Genomic DNA, 15574 nt, shown 5'->3' on the forward strand with positions numbered 1-15574 from the left:
CGATGGCCTTGAAAATGAGCCCGCACAGCGCGCTGGTGCACGTCATGGTGCTGACCGCGTGCGCCGACAAGGAACTGGCCGAGCAGGAGATCATCCTGATGAGCGAGATGATCCGCATCCTGCCCGCCTTCCGGGGTTACGATCTCGACGATCTTTCCGCCGACTCCGAATCCTGCCTCGGTTATCTGGAAAAGGAGGAGGGGCTGGAGGAACTGATGCGTGACGTCGCCGACGCCCTGCCGCCGCGCCTGGCCGAGACCGCCTACGCGCTGGCCTGCGACGTCGCCGCCGCGGACGGCGAGGCCAGCCAGCCGGAACTGCAGGTGCTGATGATCATCCGCCAGTCGCTGGGCGTCGGCCGTCTGCCGGCAGCGGCGATCGAGCGTGGCTCCCGCGCCCGCATGATGGCGATCTGACTCCGGCCTTCAGTCCCGGGCGACGGTGACGCCTGTGCCCTCGTAAAGCGCCCCGAGCTGGCGTTTCATGGCATCCTCGTGGGCGGCCAGCGCGGCCGGATCGAGATCGTTCGCCGGGTCCGGTTCCATCTCGAAATGGCCGCAGGCGTCGACCCCGCGCACCAGCATGGCCGAGTTCGCGGCCTTCACCGGCCGGACGTGGGGCGGGATGTAGCGGATGGCGAGACCGATCCGCCGGTCGCCGGTGCGGTTGGGTTCCGAACCATGCACCAGGCGGATGTGGTGGAGCGAGAACTCGCCTGCCTTCAGCGGCGCATCGACCGCCCGTTCCTCCTCGACCGCCATGTCGATCACCTGGCCGCGGCTCAGCAGGTTGTGCTCGTGGAAGGTGTCGTGATGGGCGAACTGGTCCAGATGGTGCGACCCGGTCAGGAACTTCATCGGGCCGGCTTCCAGCGGCGCGTCCGACAGCGCCACCCAGGCGGTGACGACCTCCGGCGGTTCCAGCCCCCAGTAGGTCGAATCCTGATGCCAGGAGACGAAGCCGGGATCGCGCGCCTCCTTGATGAAGAAATTGGTCGACCAGCAGAGGATGTTCGCTCCGATGATATCCTCCACCGCGTCGAGGATACGCGGATGACGCACGATCTCGTTGGCCCAGGTGAAGAGCAGATGCACCTTGTGGCGCATGTTGGATCGGATGGGACCGCCTTCGGCGGCCTCGAACGCTTCCAGCCTGGCGCGATAGGATGCAGCCGTTTCGGGCGCGAAGGCCCTGAACGGAAACAGATATCCGTCGCGATCGAAGGCTTCGACCTGGGCCGAACTGAGCGTTCTCGGCATGGTGAACGGGCGCGCGGCTGCGGACCGGACGCCTCCCCGGTGTTTCCGACGCCGAACTGTAACCGGATTGACGCCGTGCTGTCATCGCTCCTGCGCCGGGCTGATCGATTTCGCGTTGCCGGCGCCGGGGCTATGCTCGGCAAAGTCATCGACAGGGGAGGGGAACATGGCCTTCGAGCCGGAGCTTACGAAGCGTGAAGCCGCGATCGCCGAGACGGCGCGCCGTTTCGCCGCCGAAGAGGTGGCGCCTCACGCCGCGCGCTGGGAGAAGGACCGGGTCTATCCCGCCGAAACCCAGCGCCGGGCCGCCGACGCCGGCCTGACCGGGCTGCTGGTGCCGGAATCGGAGGGCGGGCACGGACTCAGTCTGACCGGCGCCTGCCGGGTCTTCGAGGAACTGGCCGCGGCCTGCATGCCGTTCGCCTTCGGTCTGATCGTCCATGACAACCTGATGGGCAATATCGCCCGCAATGGCAGCGAGGCGCAGCGCCGCGCCCTGCTGCCCGACATGCTGGCCTGCCGGCGCATCGGCACCTTCCTCCTGACCGAACCCGGCATGGGCTCCGACGCCACGGCGGTGGCCTGCCGCGCCGTCGCCGATGACGGCGGCTGGCGTCTCGAGGGCGAGAAGGCCTGGATATCCAGCGCCGCCCACGCCGACGTCCTGTCGGTCTATGCGCAGGCCGACCCCGAGCAGGGCTGGCGGGGGGTGATGTGCTTTCTGGTCGAGGCCGGACGGCCGGGCGTCAGCCGGGTCGGACCCTATGACCTTGCCGGCGGCCATGCGCTCGGCGCCGGCGGATTCCGCTTCGACGGCGTCCGCCTGACCGAAGCGGACGTCCTGCTGCCGCAGGAGCGGGCCTTCCGCGCGGCCATGTCGGGCATCGACGCGGCCCGTATCTTCGTCGGTGGAATGTCGGTCGGCATGATGCGCGCATCGCTGGATCGGGCGGTCTCCTATGTGAAGGAACGCCAGGCATTCGGCCGGCGGATCGCCGACTTCCAGGGCGTGCAGTGGATGCTCGCGGATGTCGAGACGGACCTGGAGGCGAGCCGGCTGCTGACCTACCGCGCCGCGGCGCTGGTCGATGCCGGCCGGGACGCCACCCGCGCGGCCGCCCACGCCAAGAAATTTGCGACCCGCGCCGCGCTGCATCGGATCGCGGACTGCATGCAGGTGATGGGCGCCAACGGCCTCCGGCTGGAGGAGCCCGCCGCCCGGCACCTCGCATCGGCAAAGATCGGCCAGTACATCGACGGCGCGACGGAGATCCAGAACGTGGTTCTCGCCCGCGCCTTGCTTGGCAGTTGATCGGATCCGCCCGAAGCGAGCGCGGAATCCCGCATTGCGGGTCATCGGGGCCGTCTGGATAGCCGCCGCCGCGTTTACCAAGCCTTAGGGCGCGGCTGTTATGAGTGGTGGTTCGAAAAACCCGTGACCGGGCAGGATTCATCGTTTGAGCACCCAGTACGAACAGGGCGGGACGACACGCAATGGCGGCCTGTGGCAGCGCCTCAACTCCTGGTGGGGCGGTGACGAGGACGCACGACCGTCTGCGCCGTCCCGGCGCGCGTCACAATCCGGCGCACTTGATGCGGAGTGCCAATCCGACAAGGGGCCGTGGCCGGAGGAACGCATCGTCCTGCTGGAGGGTCTCTTCGGTCCCGGCATGATCAGTCCCGCCGCCGACGCTGTCTACGAGCGGCTCGCCGGCCCTCTGCAACTCAACGAGGAATCGCGCGTGGTGGAACTGGCCGCAGGCATGGGCGGTCTGGGCCATCGACTGACCGGCGACTGCGAAGCCGCGATTTTCGCCTACAACGACGAGGTCGAGCATGCCGATCTGGCGCAGGGCTGGCTCGGTTCCAGGGGCTCCCGCGTCAAGGCGGACCGGCGTGACTATCATGACACGGGCCTCAAGAGGGGCTTTGCCGACGCCATCATCGGCAAGGAACCCTTTACCCACGTCCGGCGCAAGCACCGGGTCTTGCGGCATCTGTTCCACGTCCTGAAGCCGGACGGAAAGATCTATTTCAGCGATCTGTTTCTCACGGGTGACGATCCCGAGTGCCCCGAGGTGGCTGTGTGGTCGGCGCTGGAGCGGCAGCCCATGCATCTGGTCAGCCCGCAACGCTTCCGCGACATGGCCGACGACATCGGCTTCGACGCGCCGACATTCGAAGACATCACCCCCCTCTATACTGAGGCCATCCGCAAGGCCTTCGCCAAGACCCGGCAAATTCTGGCGGCCGCGGGTCCGCTGGCGCCCAGGCTGCAGCCCTGGCTGGTGTCGGAGGCGGAATACTGGAACCGCCGCGCCACCCTGCTGGAAAGCGGCGAGGCGAAGGTGCAATGCGTCGGTCTGCAGCCCTATACGGGCGCAGATCTGGTCTGATTCCGGTCAGGACGGCTTGGCCCGGTCGATGCCGGGATGGATCTTGTGGCGGGCGATTTCCTCGGACGTCAGGCCGTGGATCTCGTGCGGGAAGACAATCCACCTGTCCGTCTGGTGGATGAAATAGTCGGGCTCGCGGCTGGTGCGGTTCAGCGCCGGCTTGAAGAAGACGGTAGCGACGCGGATTTCGGTGGGCGTGTTGCGCCGGCACTTGCGTTCGATTTCCGTGATCACGGCATCGATGCTGCGCCCCGAATCGAAAGTGTCATCGACGATCAGCAACTGGTCGTCGGCGTCGATGTTGTCGATGATGTAGTTGAGGCCGAAGACGCGCACCGTGTTCGCCTGTTCGCCGGGGCGGACATAGGACGCGGTGCGGATGGCGATGTGGTCGTTTCGCACGCCGTAGTGGTCCAGTACCTCCTGCACCGCGATGCCGATGGGCGCGCCGCCGCGCCAGACGCCGACGATGAAGGAGGGGCGGAAGCCGCTCTCGTAGACCCTGAGCCCGAGCTCGAAGGAATCGCGCAACAGCTCGTCGGCGGTCACATAAATCTTTTCCATGTCGGCTCCGGTTGTGCGAAACGGCTCCATGCCATATCGCGCCGCCACCGCGATTCCAAGCCGCCTCGGCCGGGCGCGGGCACGGCGGATTCAGGAACGAACGGGAGCGTCATGATCGATCTGTCTTCCATGGAGGCCCTTCGGGCGGCCTGCACCGATTTTGCCGGCGGCGACGTGGCGTCAGCCGACGCCGCGCGCGCGCGTCAGGCCGAACTGGTCAAGCCCGAGGGTTCGCTGGGCCGGCTGGAGGACATCGCCGTGCACATGGCGCGCTGGCAGCGCACCCTCCGGCCGCGCCTCGACAACGCCCGCATCATCGTCTTCGCCGGCAGCCACGGCGTCACCCGCAACGGCGTCTCCCCGTTCCCCGACGAGGTCAATGCCCAGATGCTGGGCGGCTTCCGCGCGGGTTTCGCCGCGATCTGCCAGCTGGCCGAGGCGTTCGGCGCGCGACTGGAGGCGATCGATTGCGGCGTCGACGAGCCGACCGGCGATCTGGCGAGTGAGCCGGCGATGACCGAGGAAGGCTTCCTTGAGGCGGTGCGCAAGGGCGTGAACGCGGTTGGTGGCAGCGAGGACATCCTGATCTTTGGCGATATGGGCATCGGCAACACGACCGCTGCGGCCGCGGTCGCCGCCGCATTGTTCGGCGGCACCGGTGCCGACTGGGCGGGCCGCGGGGCGGGGCTCGATGAGACAGGGCTGGCGCGCAAGGCCGAGGTGGTGGATAGCGCGCTGGCGTTCCATGGCGATGCCCTTGGCGATCCGCTGGAGGCGCTCCGCCGCGTGGGCGGTCGGGAAATGGCCGCCATCATGGGCGCCTGCCTGGCCGCCCGCCGCCATGGCGTGCCCGTGCTGCTGGACGGCTATATTGTCTGCGCGTCCGTGGCGCCGCTTTACCGGCTGGATCGTTCGGCGCTGGATCATGCCCTGGCCGCGCACCGTTCGGCGGAGCCAGGGCATAGGCGGGTGCTTGAGGGGCTGGGGCTCGATCCGTTGCTCGATCTCGGCATGCGGCTGGGGGAGGGCTCGGGCGCTGCGACCGCGCTGGGCCTCGTGCGCGCCGCGCTGGCCTGTCACAACGGCATGGCGACCTTCGCCGAGGCCGCCGTCGCGGGACGCAAGGGCGACGTCTGAGCCATGGATCCCTGGGCCGAAGCGCTGGGAGAGGGAGCGGCCGCGCCGGCGCTGACCCTGGTGCTTGGAGGCGCGCGCTCGGGCAAGAGCCACTGGGGCGAGAGGTTGATCCGGGCCGCGGCAGGGACCGCGACCCCGGTCTACGTCGCCACAGCCGAGGCGCTGGACGACGAAATGGCCGAACGCATCGCCCGCCACCAGGCGGAGCGGGGCCGGAACTGGCGCACGATCGAAGCACCGCATGAGCTTCCTGCCGCGATCCGGGAAGACGCCGAGACGCCCATGCTGGTCGACTGCCTGACACTCTGGCTGAGCAACCGCCTGCTGGCGGAGGCCGATCTCGCCGCCGACCGGGCTGCGTTGATCGCGGCTCTCGCTGTCCGCTCCGGTCCCACCGTGGTGGTCTCGAACGAGGTCGGACTGGGGCTGGTGCCCGACAACCGGCTGGGCCGCGCTTTCCGCGACGCCCAGGGCGCATTGAACCGGGAGGTCGCCGCGACGGCGGATTGCGTGCTGTTCGTGACCGCCGGCCTGCCGCTGGTGATGAAGCGGTCATGAACCGGCGTCGGCAGGTTGAAATGGCGCTGGCCCTCGCCTGGCTGACCCGGCTGCCGGTACGGTTTCCCGCTCGCGGGGGCGGAGAGCGGACGCTGGCGGAGGCGGTCTGGGCCTTTCCGCTGGCCGGCGTCGTTGTCGCTGCCGCAGGCGCCGCCGCTTTCGTGGTGGCCCACTGCTTCGGCGGGCCGGGTCTGCTGGCGGCGGTCCTCGCGGTCGCGGCGATGGTGGTTGTCACGGGCGCCCTGCACGAGGATGGCGTGGCCGACTTCTTCGACGGACTTGGGGCGCGGGGCGGGCGGACCGCCCGGCTTGCGGCGATGCGCGACAGCCATGTCGGCGTCTATGGCGTCATCGCCCTGATCCTGCTGCTGGCCGCGCGTGTCGCGGCGCTTTCCGGCCTCTCGGGCGGCGAGGCGCTGGCGGCATTGCTCGCCGCGGCCACCCTGTCGCGGGCGGCCATGGCCTGGCTGATGCTGACCGGCGCCCCGGCGCGGACGGACGGCGCGGGCAGGGCCGCAGGTGAGCCGGGCGAAGGCGCGGTTGCCGCCGCCGGCGGACTCGCACTGTTGGCGCTAGTGGCCGCCGCCGTGGTGGCGCCGTTCGGCATTGCGGGACTGGTGCTGGCGCCGGTTCTGGCGCTGACCGTGGCGGAAGCGGTGGGGCGCAGGGCGGCGCGGCGTTTCGGGGGCTATACCGGCGACGTGCTGGGCGCGGCCTGCGTGCTGAGCGAGACGGCAGTGCTGATACTACTGGCCCTGCTGCTCGCCTGACTCCGGGTCGACACCGAAATCCCCCAGCATGGCGCGGAACCGGTCGGCGTCGGCGATCACGCGCGGCACCTTGTGTTGGCCGCCGGACTTGCCCTGGGAAGCCATCCAGCGCTCGAAGCCGCCTTCGCCGACCAGCACCACGCGCGGCGGCTCCATGCCCGTACCCTCGGCGCGGTGGGCCGCGTAGTCGTCGTTGACCTCCGAAAGCCGCTCGTCGATACGCTTGGCGAGACGGTCGGCATCGGCGCTCCCGCCCTCGGTCTCGATCAGATAGATGTGGCCGCCGCGGCCGCCCCGTTCGGCGTGCAGCACCGGACCGACGGTGAACTCGGCCACCTGGACACCCTGGTCGCCGGCGGCGTCGTGCACGGCGGTCTCGATCTCGCTGCCGATCAGGTGCTCGCCGAAGGCCGAGAGCATGTACGAGGTCCGCCCGGTGATCTTCAGCCTCGGACCGTCGCGGTCGACGAAGCGGACCGTGTCGCCGACCATGTAGGCATAGAGGCCGGCATTCGACGACAGCACCACGGCGTAGTCCTGTCCCGTTTCCAGATTGCCGACCCAGTGCCGGGTCGGATTGTCCGAATCGAGTTCCTCGAGCGGCACGAACTCGAAGAAGATGCCGTTGTCCGCGATCAGTCGCAGACCGTCTTCATAGGCCCTGTCGGCGACCGCGATGAAGCCTTCCGAGGCCGGATAGACTTCCCGCGTCTTGGCGCCGGTCTCGGCCAGGAAGGGCGCGAACCGCTCCCGGTAGAGCTCCCAAGAGACGCCGCCATGGACCAGCAGTTCCAGGTTCGGGAACAGCGGCCGTCCCTCCGCGATCTCCCGCATCCTGTCGATCAGAATCAGCATCCAGCTCGGCGTGCCGGTCCAGATGGTGATCTTTTCCTCGAAGGCGTCGCGGGCGAAGCGGTCCAGTTTCTTCTCCCAGTCCTCCCACAGCGCGACGTCGGTCGGCGGATAGGCGAAGGGCTTCGTCCAGGCGCTCTGGGTGGTGACTGCGATGCCGCTGAGGTCGCCGCTGTCGACGCCGGGCGCCTGTTCGACCAGGTCGGTGGATCCGCCCATCATGAAGGTCTTGCCGGCAAGCGGGCGGCTGTCGGGATGGTTCGCCAGGTGGTGAACCACGACGTCGACGGCTGCCTTCTTGTTGGAGGCGATCATTTCGCGGGTCACCGGGATGTACTTGGTCTTGCCCGAGGTCGTGCCTGAAGTGACGGCGAAGTGAGGCGTCCGACCAGGGCTGGTGATGTTGTCGTGGACGGGAAACGATTCGCGCCACCAGTCTCGCCAGTAGTCCTCGTAGCTGGCGATGGGCACGGCGGCCTGGAAGTCCTCGACCGTGCGGATCTCCGCGAAATCGTGGGCCTTGCCGAAACGCGTGTCCTTCGCCCAGTGGAGCAGTTTCATCAACTCCCGCTCCTGCGCCTCACGCGGGCTGCGCCGCTTCAGCCGGGCGATCCGCCAGCGGGCGTAGATCTTCATGAGAGGGGTGGCGTCCAGCATGGCGTCTTCCTCCGGTTCAGTCCCGACGGGTTCCGGCGTCGGTCGCGCCGGCATCCGGAGAACACGTCCCGAGCCTTTGCTTGACCGATCGTTTCGGGCGCGCCTTAATCACGGAACGGTCCGTCACGGAAGCGAAACAGAACATCCGGCCGGGTCACGAACAAGGCGGAACGACAGGGGTTCCGCCGCTGCGATTGGGAGGTCGCGAGCGCATGACCGATGTCAGCGCGAGCATCGCGCGTGGCGACACGCTGCCGAAGCTCGTCTTGCGAAACGCACGTCAATGGCCGGACCGGGTCGCCTTCCGCGAGAAGGACTATGGCATCTGGCAGAGCTATCGATGGAAGGAAACCGAGGAGGGCATCCGCGCTCTCGCTCTGGGGTTCAAGGCCCTCGGCCTGCAGCGCGGAGACAAGGTTTCCATCGTCGGCGACAACCGGCCGCAGCTCTACTGGGTCTTCCTCGCCGTCGAGGCCATGGGCGGCATCGCCGTGCCCATCTACCAGGATTCGGGCGCCGAAGAGGCCCGGTTCGTCCTCGACCACGGTGAAGTCCGGTTCGTCGTCGCGGAAAACCAGGAACAGGTCGACAAGATCCTCGAGATCAAGGATGCCTGCCCGTCCATCGAGACGGTGGTCTGCTTCTTCCAGAGGGGCATGCGGAACTACGACATGCCGTTCCTGCATTCCTTCGAGCATGTGCAGGAGATGGGCCGCCGGCTGCAGGCCGACAAGCCCGACCTTTACGAGGCCGAGGTGGCGAAGGGCGAGCCCGGCGACGTCAGCCTGATCGCCTACACCTCCGGCACGACAGGCAACCCCAAGGGCGTCATGCACACCCATCATTCGATCATCACAGCGGCCCGGGCGGTGATCGAGTTCGAGGAACTGAACGAGCACGACGAGATCATCTGCTACCTGCCCATGGCCTGGGTGGGCGATCATTTCTTCTTCGCCCAGGGCGTCATCGGCGGGTTTCCCGTAAGTTGTCCCGAAAGCGCAGAGACGCTGCTCAATGACATCCGGGAACTGGGGCCGACCTATTTCTTCGCGCCGCCGGCGATCTTCGAGAACCTGCTTACCAACATCACCATCCGCATGGACGACGCCGGCGCCATCAAGCGCCGAATGTACGAGTTCTTCATCGGCGTTGCCCGCCGCTGCGGTATCGATATCCTGGAGGGGCGGAAGGTGAATCCGATCGATCGGCTACTCTACGCCATCGGCCGTGTTCTGGTCTACGGACCGCTGAAGGACAATCTGGGCTTCTCCCGGGTGCGACTGGCCTATACGGGCGGCGCGCCGATGGGGCCCGACATCTTCAACTTCTACCGCGGCATCGGCTTCAACCTGAAACAGCTCTACGGTCAGACCGAGAGCTGCGCCTACGCCTGCATCCAGCGCAATGGCGACGTCCGTCCCGACACCGTGGGACCGCCGGCGCCGGGCTGCGAGATACGCATCGCCGACGACGGCGAGATACTGGTACGCACGCCGGGTGTGTTCACAGCCTACTACAAGAACGATGAGGCGACGCAGGAAACGCTGGTCGAAGGCTGGATCCACACCGGCGACGCCGGTATCTTCACCGACGACGGGCATCTGAAGGTGATCGACCGCGCCAGGGACGTGGGCAAGCTGAACGACGGCACGCTGTTCGCGCCGCAGTTCCTGGAGAACAAGCTGAAGTTCTTCCCCGCCATCCGCGAGGCGGTGTGCCACGGCGATGGCCGCGATTTCGTGACCGCGTTCATCGTCATCGATCAGGAGGCGGTAGGCAGCTGGGCGGAGAAGAACAGCATCTCCTTCGCTTCCTATGCCGATCTGGCCGGCCGCGCCGCGGTTTCCGACCTGATTGCCGGCTGCGTCGAGAAGGTCAACGCCGACCTGGCCCGGGATTCGGAACTGGCGAGTTCCCAGATCCGGCGCTTCCTGTTGCTGCACAAGGAACTCGACGCCGATGACGGCGAACTGACCCGCACGCGCAAGGTCCGCCGCCGCATCGTCGCGGAACGCTACGAACCGTTGATCGAGGCGCTGTTCTCCGGCGCCGAGGAAGCCTCCATCGAGAGCCAGGTCACCTATGAGGACGGGCGCAAGGGCTCGCTCAGGGCCAATGTGAAGGTGCGCGACGCCCGGACGTTCGAGCCGCTGCGCCAGTCGCCGCAGGCGACGCCGGCCGAGCCGCTGCGCAAGGCCGGCTGAGGGAAGGGATCATGAGCACAGCGGAACAGCTTCCCGCCCGGACCTTCGGGCCGGAGCTTCTCTCGGTCCAGGACGTCTCGCTCAGCTTCGGCGCCGTCAAGGCGATCGTCGGCGTCAGCCTGGAAGTGAACGAGGGCGAGGTCTTCGCCATCATCGGTCCCAACGGCGCCGGCAAGACGTCGATGCTGAACTGCATCAACGGCGTCTACCATCCGCAGGAGGGGACGATCACCTTCCGCGGCGAGAAGCGCCGGCAGATGAAACCCCATGAGGCCGCCGCCGGCGGCATCGCGCGAACCTTCCAGAACGTTGCCCTGTTCCGGGGCATGTCGACGCTCGACAACATCATGACCGGCCGCAACCTGATGATGAAGTCGCACTGGCTGCTGCAGGCGTTGCGCTGGGGGCCGGCGCTCAGGGAGGAACTGGCGCATCGCCGCAAGGTCGAGGAGATCATCGACTTCCTGGAGATCGAGGCGATTCGCAAGACTCCTGTCGGGCGGCTGCCATACGGCCTGCAGAAGCGGGTCGAACTGGGCCGCGCACTGGCTGCCGAACCGGACCTGCTGCTGCTGGACGAGCCCATGGCCGGCATGAACATGGAGGAGAAGGAGGACATGTGCCGCTTCATCCTCGATGTGAACGAGGAGTTCGGCACCACGATCATTCTGATCGAGCATGACATGGGCGTCGTGATGGATATTTCCGACCGTGTCGCGGTGCTGGAGTACGGGCGCAAGATCGCCGACGGCACGCCGGACGAGGTCAAGAGGGATCCGAAGGTCATCGAGGCCTATCTGGGCGTCTCGCACCAGGACGGCGTAGAGGGGTAGCGCGGACATGCTGGAAATCATTCCGGAACAGCCGATGTTCCTGGTGGAGGTGATCGTCAGCGGTCTCCTCACGGGGATGATGTACGCCCTGGTGGCGCTGGGCTTCGTGCTGATCTTCAAGGCCTCGGGCATCTTCAACTTCGCGCAGGGCGCCTTCGTCTTCTTCGCGGCGCTGAGCTTCGTCGGTCTGCTCGAAATGGGGGTGAACTTCTGGCTGGCGCTGGTGCTCACGCTCATCATCATGCTGGTGCTGGCCATCGCCATCGAGCGCGTGGTGCTCAGGCCGCTGGTGAACCAGCCGCTGATCATCCTGTTCATGGCCACGATCGGCCTCAACTTCCTCGTCGAGGGTATCGCCCAGGTCACCTGGGGCTCCGACGTCTACGCCCTCGACATCCGCATCGAGGACACGCCGGTCGAGTTCTTCATCGAGCACACGGGCATGTTCCTCTCCCGCCAGGAGATCGTCGCCGCCTGCATCGCCGCGGCCATGGTCGTGATCCTGACGATCTTCTTCAACCGGACGAAATACGGCCGGGCCCTGCGCGCGGTCGCCGACGATCATCAGGCGGCGCTGTCGGTGGGTATTCCGCTGCAGACCATCTGGGCCATCACCTGGGGCGCCGCGGGCATCATCGCGCTGGTCGCGGGCATGATGTGGGGCGCCAAGACCGGCGTGCAGTTCAGCCTGGCGCTGCTGGCGCTCAAGGCGCTGCCGGTGCTGATCATCGGCGGCTTCGATTCCATCACCGGGGCGGTCGTCGGCGGTCTGATCATCGGCGCCGGCGAGAAGTTCTTCGAAGTGTTCATCGGCAGCTATTTCGGCGGCGGAACCGAAAACTGGTTCCCCTTCGTGCTGGCCACCGTATTCCTGCTGTTCCGGCCCCAGGGCCTGTTCGGCGAGAAGATCATCGAGCGGGTCTGAACCATGATCTTCAGAGAAGCCGGCCAGTTCAAGTCGAGCTACCGCGAGGACGAGGCGCATCTGGTCCTGCGCGAGGAGCGCCTGTTCGTCCTCGCGGTGACGCTGTTCGCCGCGGTCGTGGTGCCCGCCATCGCCGGCGAATACCTGCTGCGCTCCATCCTGATCCCGTTCCTGATCTTCGCCCTGGCGACGATCGGGCTGAACATCCTGGTGGGCTATACGGGGCTGATCTCGCTGGGCACCGCCGGGTTCATGGCCGTGGGCGCCTTCGCCGCCTACAAGATCGCGACGTCCTTTCCGTGGATGCACTTCGGCATCGTCTTCGTGCTTGCGGCTGTCGTGGCCGCGGTGGTCGGCATCGCCTTCGGCCTGCCAAGTCTCAGGATCAAGGGCTTCTACCTGGCCGTGACGACGCTGGCGGCGCATTTCTTCATCGAATGGACGCTGACCCATTTCGGCTGGTTCTCGAATTACGCCAGCTCCGGCGTCATCTCCTCGCCGCCGCTGGAGACATTCGGCTATGTCATCGACGCGGCCTGGGAGCGATACCTGCTCTGTCTCGGCTTCCTTGTCGTCATGACGGTGATCGCCAAGAATCTGGTCAGATCGGCGCTGGGCCGGTCGTGGATGGCGATCCGCGACATGGACGTGGCGGCCGAGGTGATCGGCATCCCGATCCTGAAGACCAAGCTGCTGGCCTTCGCCATCTCGTCGTTCTACTGCGGCCTTGCCGGCGCGCTCTGGGCCTTCGTCTTCCTCGGTTCGGTCGAGGCGCAGGCCTTCGACATCTTCCGCGCCTTCGACGTGCTGTTCATGGTCATCATCGGCGGTCTGGGCTCCATCGTCGGCTCCTATCTGGGCGCCGGCTTCTTCGTGATCCTGCCGATCGTGATCACCAACGTCGCCGGCCTGTTCGGCGGCGCCGTCGCCACGGATACGCTGGCGAGCCTGGAACTGGTGGTCTTCGGCGGCATGATCGTCTTCTTCCTGATCGTGGAGCCGTTCGGCCTCGCCCGCATCTGGGAACTGGCGAAGGAAAAGCTCAGACTCTGGCCGTTCCCGTACTGAAACGGTCGGCGCTGCCCCTGCCGGAGGACGGCGATCGGCTGGCGGAGCCAGGTTCCGCATGGTATCCTTACCGGCGACAATAATCAGGCTCCGAACACGGAGCGCGACATACAGGGAGACAACGATGCAATTCCGCAAAGTTGCGATCGGCGTGACCGCCGCCGCCATGCTGGCGGGCTCGGCGCAAGCGGCCGAACAGTTCATACCGGTAGCGGCCTACTGGACGGGGCCCTACGCCGCCGGCGGTTCGGCCTTCGGCGACGGCATGGCCGACTACTACGAGTTCCTCAACATCCGCGACGGCGGCATCAACGGCGTCAAGCTGACCTACGAGAAGTGCGAGACGGCCTACAAGACCGACCGCATCGTGGAATGCTACGAGAAGATGAAGAACAACGGGCCGACCGGTTCGCCATTCTACCATCCGTTCTCGACGGGCGGCACCTACGCGGTGTTCGAGCGCGCCGAAGCCGACAAGATCCCGATCATCACCATCGGCTATGGCCGCACGGACGCCTCTGATGGCCGGGTCTTCCCCTATCTGTTTCCGGCTCTGACCAACTACTGGAGTCAGTCGACGGCGAAGATCAAGTTCATCGGCTCGCTCGAGGGCGGGATGGAGAAGCTCAAGGGCCTGAAGATCGCCAACGTCCATCACGACTCGGCCTACGGCAAGGAGACCATCCCGGTCCTGGAGGAGCAGGCGAAGAAGTACGGCTTCGAGTTCCGCAACTTTCCCGTTGCCCATCCGGGGCTGGACCAGAAGGCCATCTGGCTGCAGATCGCCCGGCAGTACCGGCCGGACTACGTGATCCTGCGCGGCTGGGGCGTGATGAACCCGACCTCGCTGAAGGAAGCTGCGCGCGTGCGTTTCCCGGCGAACAAGATCGTCGGCGTGTGGTGGTCGGGTTCCGAGGAGGATACCCGTCCCGCCGGTGATGCGGCCGAGGGCTACTACGCCGCCGGCTACCACGGCGCGGGCACTGACTATCCGGTGATCCAGTGGATGATGGAGCACCTCTACAGCAAGGGTAAGGGCTCGGTCGATCAGGACCGCCTGGGCACGATCTACGTCAACCGCGCCTTCGCCATGGCCATGGTCGGCACGGAGGCGATCCGCGACGCCATGAAGATGGTGGGCGAGAACCGGCCGGTGACGGGCCCAGAGGTACAGGCCGCGCTGGAGCAGCTCACCTTCGACAAGGCCCGGCTGGAGAAGCTGGGCGCCGTCGGCCTGCTGCCCGAGTTCGCCATGACCTGCCAGGACCATGAGGGCGGCGCGCCGGTGCGCTTCCTGCAGTGGAACAACGGCGCGTGGACGTCCGCCTCGGACTGGATCGAGACCGACCAGTCGATCGTGCGTCCGATGGTGGAGAAGTCGGCCGCCGCCTATGCGGCGGAGAAGGGCATCACGCCCCGCGACTGCGGCGCCTGATCCTCGCGATCCGATTGACGGCGCGGCGTCACGGAGAATGCTCCGGGGCGCCGTGGCCCGTCAGTCCCCCCTGAACCGATCCTGCCGGAGCCGCCGATGAGCGAAGCGACCAAGCCTCTGCTGTCGATCAGCAATATCGAGGTCATCTACGACCACGTCATTCTGGTGCTGCGCGGCGTCTCGCTCGAAGTGCCCGAGGGCGGCATCGTCTGTCTGCTCGGCGCCAACGGCGCAGGCAAGACGACGACCCTGAAGTCCGTCTCCAACCTGCTGCGGTCCGAACGCGGTGAGGTTACCAAGGGGTTCATCGAATACCGCGGCAAGCGGATCGACCGGCTGACGCCCAACGATGTCGTCAAGCTGGGCGTCGTGCAGGTGATGGAGGGTCGGCATTGCTTCGGCCACCTCACGGTGGAGGAGAACCTGATGACCGGCGCCTATACGCGTCGCGACGGAGCGGGCGAGATCCAGAAGGATATCGATCTGGTCTACCAGTACTTTCCGCGCCTGAAGGAACGCCGGAGCGCCGAGGCCGGCTATATTTCCGGCGGCGAGCAGCAGATGACGGCGATCGGCCGGGCGCTGATGGCGCGACCCAATCTGATCCTGCTGGACGAGCCCTCGATGGGCCTGGCGCCGCAGCTGGTCGAGGAAATCTTCGAGATCGTCGCCCGCCTGAACCGCGAACAGGGCGTCAGCTTTCTTGTCGCCGAGCAGAACACCAATATCGCGCTTCGCTTCGCGCAATACGGCTACATCCTGGAAAACGGCCGCGTCGTGATGGACGGCACCGCCGAGAGCCTGGCCAACAACGAAGACGTCAAGGAATTCTATCTGGGCCTGTCCTCCGACGGCCGGAGGAGCTTCCGCGAGACCAAGCACTACCGGCGGCGCAAGCGCTGGCTGTCCTGAGCCG

At 66.7% G+C, this 15574-nt stretch carries 15 protein-coding genes; 12 read left to right on the forward strand and 3 right to left on the reverse strand.

All coding sequences use genetic code 11. The annotated features are described in order from the left end of the window. Positions 1–2 precede the first annotated feature (2 nt). Complete coding sequence (locus CWC60_RS18910) at positions 3–416, forward strand: tellurite resistance TerB family protein (RefSeq protein WP_109795474.1); 414 nt, start codon at positions 3–5, stop codon at positions 414–416. Between the two features lie 9 nt (positions 417–425). On the opposite strand, the gene CWC60_RS18915 is transcribed toward CWC60_RS18910, so the two are convergent. After that, complete coding sequence (locus CWC60_RS18915; RefSeq protein WP_109795475.1) at positions 426–1259, reverse strand: phytanoyl-CoA dioxygenase family protein; 834 nt, start codon at positions 1257–1259, stop codon at positions 426–428. 166 nt (positions 1260–1425) lie between these two features. On the opposite strand from CWC60_RS18915, the gene CWC60_RS18920 reads away from it, so the two are divergent. After that, the gene (locus tag CWC60_RS18920) at positions 1426–2571 is read left to right on the forward strand and encodes an acyl-CoA dehydrogenase family protein (protein WP_164516635.1); all 1146 of its coding nucleotides are present in this window, start codon (positions 1426–1428) and stop codon (positions 2569–2571) included. A gap of 145 nt (positions 2572–2716) precedes the next feature. Then, positions 2717–3655: an SAM-dependent methyltransferase gene (locus CWC60_RS18925; protein ID WP_125182824.1), complete on the forward strand. Its 939-nt coding sequence runs from the start codon at positions 2717–2719 to the stop codon at positions 3653–3655. Between the two features lie 6 nt (positions 3656–3661). On the opposite strand, the gene CWC60_RS18930 is transcribed toward CWC60_RS18925, so the two are convergent. Continuing rightward, positions 3662–4219 carry a phosphoribosyltransferase gene (locus CWC60_RS18930; protein ID WP_109795478.1) on the reverse strand — a complete coding sequence of 186 codons (558 nt, stop codon included), beginning with the start codon at positions 4217–4219 and terminating at the stop codon, positions 3662–3664. Positions 4220–4333: 114 nt separating this feature from the next. Between CWC60_RS18930 and cobT the strand changes: the two genes are divergently transcribed. From cobT to cobS, 3 genes are read left to right on the forward strand one after another with little or no spacing between them, the layout of a single operon-like run. Further along, positions 4334–5356, forward strand: a complete 1023-nt coding sequence (cobT, locus tag CWC60_RS18935) for a nicotinate-nucleotide--dimethylbenzimidazole phosphoribosyltransferase (protein WP_109795552.1) — start codon at positions 4334–4336, stop codon at positions 5354–5356. Between the two features lie 3 nt (positions 5357–5359). Further along, on the forward strand, positions 5360–5914 hold the full coding sequence (cobU, locus tag CWC60_RS18940) for a bifunctional adenosylcobinamide kinase/adenosylcobinamide-phosphate guanylyltransferase (RefSeq protein ID WP_109795479.1): 555 nt from the start codon (positions 5360–5362) through the stop codon (positions 5912–5914). Next, positions 5911–6684, forward strand: a complete 774-nt coding sequence (gene cobS, locus CWC60_RS18945) for an adenosylcobinamide-GDP ribazoletransferase (RefSeq protein ID WP_206420041.1) — start codon at positions 5911–5913, stop codon at positions 6682–6684. Before cobU ends, cobS begins: the two co-directional genes overlap by 4 nt. Here cobS and CWC60_RS18950 read toward each other — a convergent pair. After that, positions 6661–8193, reverse strand: a complete 1533-nt coding sequence (locus CWC60_RS18950; protein WP_109795554.1) for a GH3 family acyl-acid amido synthetase — start codon at positions 8191–8193, stop codon at positions 6661–6663. The two genes, cobS and CWC60_RS18950, sit on opposite strands and share 24 nt — an antisense overlap. Before the next feature lie 212 nt (positions 8194–8405). On the opposite strand from CWC60_RS18950, the gene CWC60_RS18955 reads away from it, so the two are divergent. From CWC60_RS18955 to CWC60_RS18980, 6 genes are all read left to right on the forward strand, one after another. Next, positions 8406–10397, forward strand: a complete 1992-nt coding sequence (locus CWC60_RS18955; protein WP_109795480.1) for an AMP-dependent synthetase/ligase — start codon at positions 8406–8408, stop codon at positions 10395–10397. Positions 10398–10408: 11 nt separating this feature from the next. Beyond that, complete coding sequence (locus CWC60_RS18960; RefSeq protein WP_109795481.1) at positions 10409–11230, forward strand: ABC transporter ATP-binding protein; 822 nt, start codon at positions 10409–10411, stop codon at positions 11228–11230. Between the two features lie 7 nt (positions 11231–11237). Further along, positions 11238–12155: a branched-chain amino acid ABC transporter permease gene (locus CWC60_RS18965; protein ID WP_206420042.1), complete on the forward strand. Its 918-nt coding sequence runs from the start codon at positions 11238–11240 to the stop codon at positions 12153–12155. 3 nt (positions 12156–12158) lie between these two features. Continuing rightward, the gene (locus CWC60_RS18970; RefSeq protein ID WP_109795482.1) at positions 12159–13223 is read left to right on the forward strand and encodes a branched-chain amino acid ABC transporter permease; all 1065 of its coding nucleotides are present in this window, start codon (positions 12159–12161) and stop codon (positions 13221–13223) included. Positions 13224–13347: 124 nt separating this feature from the next. Continuing rightward, entirely contained in the window at positions 13348–14658 is a 1311-nt protein-coding gene (locus tag CWC60_RS18975; RefSeq protein WP_109795483.1) for an ABC transporter substrate-binding protein, read from the forward strand. 96 nt (positions 14659–14754) lie between these two features. Next, the gene (locus CWC60_RS18980) at positions 14755–15570 is read left to right on the forward strand and encodes an ABC transporter ATP-binding protein (protein WP_109795484.1); all 816 of its coding nucleotides are present in this window, start codon (positions 14755–14757) and stop codon (positions 15568–15570) included. The last annotated feature ends 4 nt before the right edge of the window (positions 15571–15574 follow it).

This window comes from Minwuia thermotolerans (genome assembly GCF_002924445.1).
Classification (GTDB): Bacteria; Pseudomonadota; Alphaproteobacteria; order Minwuiales; family Minwuiaceae; genus Minwuia; species Minwuia thermotolerans.

What these genes read in the sequence shown, in the direction of transcription:
- CWC60_RS18910 (WP_109795474.1), top strand. Translation starts at nt 3, where the DNA reads ATGGCCTTGAAAATGAGCCCGCACAGCGCGCTGGTGCACGTCATGGTG.
- CWC60_RS18915 (WP_109795475.1), bottom strand. Translation starts at nt 1,259, where the DNA reads ATGCCGAGAACGCTCAGTTCGGCCCAGGTCGAAGCCTTCGATCGCGAC.
- CWC60_RS18920 (WP_164516635.1), top strand. Translation starts at nt 1,426, where the DNA reads ATGGCCTTCGAGCCGGAGCTTACGAAGCGTGAAGCCGCGATCGCCGAG.
- CWC60_RS18930 (WP_109795478.1), bottom strand. Translation starts at nt 4,219, where the DNA reads ATGGAAAAGATTTATGTGACCGCCGACGAGCTGTTGCGCGATTCCTTC.
- cobU (WP_109795479.1), top strand. Translation starts at nt 5,360, where the DNA reads ATGGATCCCTGGGCCGAAGCGCTGGGAGAGGGAGCGGCCGCGCCGGCG.
- cobS (WP_206420041.1), top strand. Translation starts at nt 5,911, where the DNA reads ATGAACCGGCGTCGGCAGGTTGAAATGGCGCTGGCCCTCGCCTGGCTG.
- CWC60_RS18950 (WP_109795554.1), bottom strand. Translation starts at nt 8,193, where the DNA reads ATGCTGGACGCCACCCCTCTCATGAAGATCTACGCCCGCTGGCGGATC.
- CWC60_RS18955 (WP_109795480.1), top strand. Translation starts at nt 8,406, where the DNA reads ATGACCGATGTCAGCGCGAGCATCGCGCGTGGCGACACGCTGCCGAAG.
- CWC60_RS18960 (WP_109795481.1), top strand. Translation starts at nt 10,409, where the DNA reads ATGAGCACAGCGGAACAGCTTCCCGCCCGGACCTTCGGGCCGGAGCTT.
- CWC60_RS18965 (WP_206420042.1), top strand. Translation starts at nt 11,238, where the DNA reads ATGCTGGAAATCATTCCGGAACAGCCGATGTTCCTGGTGGAGGTGATC.
- CWC60_RS18970 (WP_109795482.1), top strand. Translation starts at nt 12,159, where the DNA reads ATGATCTTCAGAGAAGCCGGCCAGTTCAAGTCGAGCTACCGCGAGGAC.
- CWC60_RS18975 (WP_109795483.1), top strand. Translation starts at nt 13,348, where the DNA reads ATGCAATTCCGCAAAGTTGCGATCGGCGTGACCGCCGCCGCCATGCTG.
- CWC60_RS18980 (WP_109795484.1), top strand. Translation starts at nt 14,755, where the DNA reads ATGAGCGAAGCGACCAAGCCTCTGCTGTCGATCAGCAATATCGAGGTC.